General features: G+C 59.4%; 3 protein-coding genes and 2 tRNA genes. All 5 read right to left on the reverse strand.

Translation table 11 applies throughout. From position 1 onward, the window contains the following. Window positions 1–297: 297 nt before the first annotated feature. Window positions 298–373: transfer RNA gene (locus AC1D0P_RS22895), tRNA-His, on the reverse strand. Between the two features lie 37 nt (window positions 374–410). Then, complete coding sequence (locus tag AC1D0P_RS22900; protein ID WP_477678849.1) at window positions 411–2,336, reverse strand: SurA N-terminal domain-containing protein; 1,926 nt, start codon at window positions 2,334–2,336, stop codon at window positions 411–413. A gap of 83 nt (window positions 2,337–2,419) precedes the next feature. Beyond that, a tRNA-Val gene (locus tag AC1D0P_RS22905) sits at window positions 2,420–2,495 on the reverse strand. Window positions 2,496–2,512: 17 nt separating this feature from the next. Beyond that, a complete protein-coding gene (locus AC1D0P_RS22910) occupies window positions 2,513–2,785 on the reverse strand; it encodes an HU family DNA-binding protein (protein WP_007874140.1) in 273 nt (90 codons plus the stop codon). 267 nt (window positions 2,786–3,052) lie between these two features. After that, window positions 3,053–4,085, reverse strand: a 1,033-nt coding sequence (locus AC1D0P_RS22915) for a tartrate dehydrogenase (protein ID WP_477678850.1), incomplete at its 5' end; no start/stop codon positions are given.

Below are 4,085 nucleotides of genomic sequence, written 5' to 3' on the forward strand. Positions count from 1 at the left end.
CCGCAGCCAGGGTCATGGCCGGCAGCCGGATGAGCGTCCATCCGGCCGAGGCGAAAAGACTCAATCTCTGAAACAAGGGGTTCCTGTCGTGAAGGGGCTTTCCTCCAGGAAATTAGCGAGGGAGCCCGTGTGGATGGCCAGCAAACAGCTTGAAACAGGTGCCGGTATCTGTATCTTGCAGCACATCGAGGGCCTGCACGTTTCGAATTGTGACCCGGGCGCTCATCGAAGCAGATGGTTCGCGTGTGGCCAAAGAAAAAATCCCGCGTACCAAATGGAACGCGGGATTTCAGATACTGGGGTGGCTGATGGGGCTCGAACCCACGACAACAGGAATCACAATCCTGGACTCTACCAACTGAGCTACAGCCACCGGAGCCCTGCATTATAGCGGCAAAGCCGCCGCTGTTTTATTGGGTAACGACTTCTTCCGCGTTTGCCTTGGCTTGCGCGGGCTTGGGGACCAGTATTTCCGCCTTGAAACGGTCTTTCAAGCTGTTGTAGTACGCCAAGCTTTCAGCCGACGTCCACCACTGGGCGTACTGGTCGCGCTGCTGTTTGGCCGCGGCTTCAACCGGCGCGTCGCGTGGAACCACCTTCTCGACCTTGACGATGGCGTAGCCCTGGCTGCCGAGGTCGACACCCGCAAAAGCCGGCAAGGCACTGGCATCGGCGCGCAGCGCTGCATCGATCACCGGGATCGGCAATTTCTGCGTCTGCTCCCGGGACACAGCGACCGGCGCGGTCAAACCCGTTGCCGACGCGGGAGCAGCCTTCCAGGCCGCCAGCTTGGCCACGCCTTCTTTACGGGCCTCTTCAGCGGCGCGCTGCGCGAGCCAGCGCTGGCGCACGGTGTCCTTGACTTCGGCTAAAGGACGGGTGTGTGCCGGGGTGTATTGCACGATACGGCCCGAAGCCAGCTGGCTGGGCCCCACCTCAACGGCTTCGGTGTTGCGTTTTTTCTCGATCGCGTCCGGCGCGAACAGGGCATTGAGAAATTTCGGGTTGGCCAGCGCGCCGGCCACGCCGACCTGGGGCAGGCGTGTCACATTGCCCGCGGACTTGATCTCCAGCTTCAGGCGGTCCGCGGCCGGCTTGAGGCTTTCGGCCTGCTCGTACACCGCATTGGTGAAGACGTCAGCGGATTCAGCGAATTTTTTCTGCGCTTCCTGCTTTTTCATGGCGGCCTCGAGTTCCGGGCGCAGTTCTTCAAAGCTGCGTTGCTTGACGTCCGTCAGCTTGATGATGTGGTAACCAAACTCAGACTCGACGACATCGCCGATCTCGCCTTTCTTCATGGCAAAAGCGGCATCCGCAAAAGGCTTGACCATGGAGCCACGTGCGAAGAAATCCAGGTCGCCTCCTTTGACCGCAGAACCAGGGTCTTGCGAATTCTTGCGCGCCACGTCGGCGAAGGTATCGGGGGACTTCTTGACCAGCGCCAGCAGTTCCTGCGCTTTCGCCTTGGCTTTTTCACGGTCGGCCGCGGGGGCGGACTGGGGAGAGGCGATCAGGATGTGGCTGGCTCGCCGCTCGCCCTCAAAGCGCTGGATATTCTGCTCGTAATAGGTTTTCAGGTCGGCCGGATTGACAGAGAGGCTCTTGCCCACGCTGTCCATGTCCAGCACGACATACTCGATGCTGGCCTGTTCGGGCGCCTGGAAGAGCTTTTCATTGGCCTTGTAGAACTGCTCCAGGTCGGCGTCCGTCGGGTTCAGCCTGGCGGCGAAATCGGCGGCGTTGAATCGGGCCACCTGGATCTCGCGTTTTTCGAAGTAGGCGTTCAGCGCGATGTCGGCTGCCGAATTGGAAGCAAAACCGCTGGCGCCGACACCCACCATCACCTGCCGGTTCGCCAGGTCGGTGCGCACATTGGCCTCGAACATCTCGGGACTCAAGCCCTGGGGCGCCAGCAACTGGCGATAGCGATCCATGTCGAGCTTGCCGTCCGGGCCGCGCAAGGAAGCGATCTCGGGGCTTTGCTGCAGTTCGCGCGCCAGGCGCTCGTTGCTCGTGGTGAGCTTGAACTTGTCGGCCGCGGCGGCGATGACACGCTCGCGCACCAGGCGCTCCAGAGAGGCATAGCGCGCCTCGGGCGAATCCAGCAGCTTGGGGTCCAGGTTGGGCATGGAGTTGCGGAGCTGGTCCATTTCGCGCTGGTGTGCGCGGTCCCAATCCGTCTGCGTGATGTCCCTGCCGTCCACCTTGGCGACCTTCGCGCTAGGGTCCTTGGATTTGTTATAGCCATCAAGGCCCAACAACACAAAGGACGGGAGAATCAGCAAAAACAACAGCACCATGACGATCTTGGTGTGCTTGCGAACGAAATCAAACATCTCGAATTTCCTGTACTGCTGCTAACGGACAAACCGGGCCACCAACAAAAAAGGCGAACCTCGTTCGCCTTTTTCCTCGTGGGTGGTGGGTGCTGACGGGCTCGAACCGCCGACCTACGCCGTGTAAGGGCGCTGCTCTACCAACTGAGCTAAGCACCCCACGTCAAACGTTCTTGTCAGTTCAAAGCATCCTTGAGCGCTTTGCCCGGACGGAACTTTGGAACCTTGGCTGCCTTGATTTTAATCGCATCGCCGGTCCGTGGGTTACGGCCGGTGCGCGCAGCGCGTTTGCCCACCGCGAAAGTGCCAAAACCCACCAGAGACACGGAGCCTCCTTTTTTCAGGGTGGTTTTCACAGCGCCAATCGTGGATTCCAGTGCGCGCGTGGCGGCAGCTTTGGAAATGTCAGCATGTTTGGCAATGTGCTCGATCAGTTCAGTCTTGTTCACAAGGAGCCCCTCGTTGATAAAAAGTTAATCTGGTTGTCTCTAAAAAATATCTCCCGGGACACTGTGGTGATGGTGTCAGCGGGAGCGGCATGTGCAGGTTTTCTGCTGCTTCCAATTAGAGCCATGGACTTCTAACCTGTCAATACAGCAGCAAGTTTTTACAACGTGCGGAGGCGGATTCTAGACGCTTTTTCAACGCTTTCACGACTTAATCGTAAGCATGATGTGTAATTTTCATGCTTGACAAAACGCGGCTTTCCAACAGGTTTACACCCCCGCCAGAGCCTCGGCAACGGCTTTGCCGACATCGGCCGTACCGGCCTTTCCGCCCAGGTCCGGCGTGCGGGGCGCACCACTTGCGGGACTCAATACTTTTTCGATCGCGGCGAGGATGCCGTCGTGCGCATCCTTGTGTCCCAGAAACTCGAGCATCATTGCACCGCACCAAATCTGGCCTATGGGATTGGCGATGTTGCGTCCCGCGATGTCGGGGGCCGAACCGTGAACCGGCTCGAACAGCGAGGGAAATTTTCGCTCCGGGTTGAGGTTGGCGCTGGGTGCGATACCAATGGTTCCGGTGCAGGCTGGCCCGAGGTCGCTGAGGATGTCACCGAACAGGTTGCTGGCCACCACCACGTCGAAGAAATCCGGGCGCTGCACAAAATGCGCGGTGAGGATGTCGATGTGAAATTTATCCAGTTGGATGCCTGGATAGTTTTTCGCCATCTCGGCCACGCGCTCGTCCCAGTAAGGCATGGAAATCGAGATGCCGTTGGACTTGGTTGCACTGGTCAGGTGTTTCTTGGGCCGGGACTGCGCCAGCTCGAACGCGAATTTCAGCACGCGGTCGACACCGATGCGGGTGAACACGGATTCCTGCAATACGAACTCACGGTCGGTTCCGGGAAAAGCCTTTCCGCCTATGCTCGAATACTCGCCCTCTGTGTTTTCGCGGACGATATAGAAATCAATTTCGCCGGGCTGGCGCGGGCTGCCGTCGCGCCGCACCACGGGCGCGATGATGCCGGGCATCAGCCGCGCCGGCCGCAGGTTGATGTACTGGTCGAACTCGCGCCTGAACAGCAGCAGGGATCCCCAGAGCGACACATGGTCGGGGATCTTGTCGGGCCAGCCCACCGCGCCGAAGTAGATCGCGTCGTGCCCGCCGATCTGGTCCTTCCAGTTGTCGGGGAGCATCTTGCCGTGCTTTTCAAAGTAGTCCCAGCTCGAAAAATCGAAATGGTCGAACTGCAGGTCAATGCTGTACTTGACAGCGGCGGCCTCCAGAACGCGTATGCCC

The organism is Polaromonas sp. P1_G2 (assembly GCF_056405515.1).

Excerpts from the sequence above, each read along its gene's own strand:
- AC1D0P_RS22900 (WP_477678849.1), bottom strand. The coding sequence starts at position 2,336 with ATGTTTGATTTCGTTCGCAAGCACACCAAGATCGTCATGGTGCTGTTG.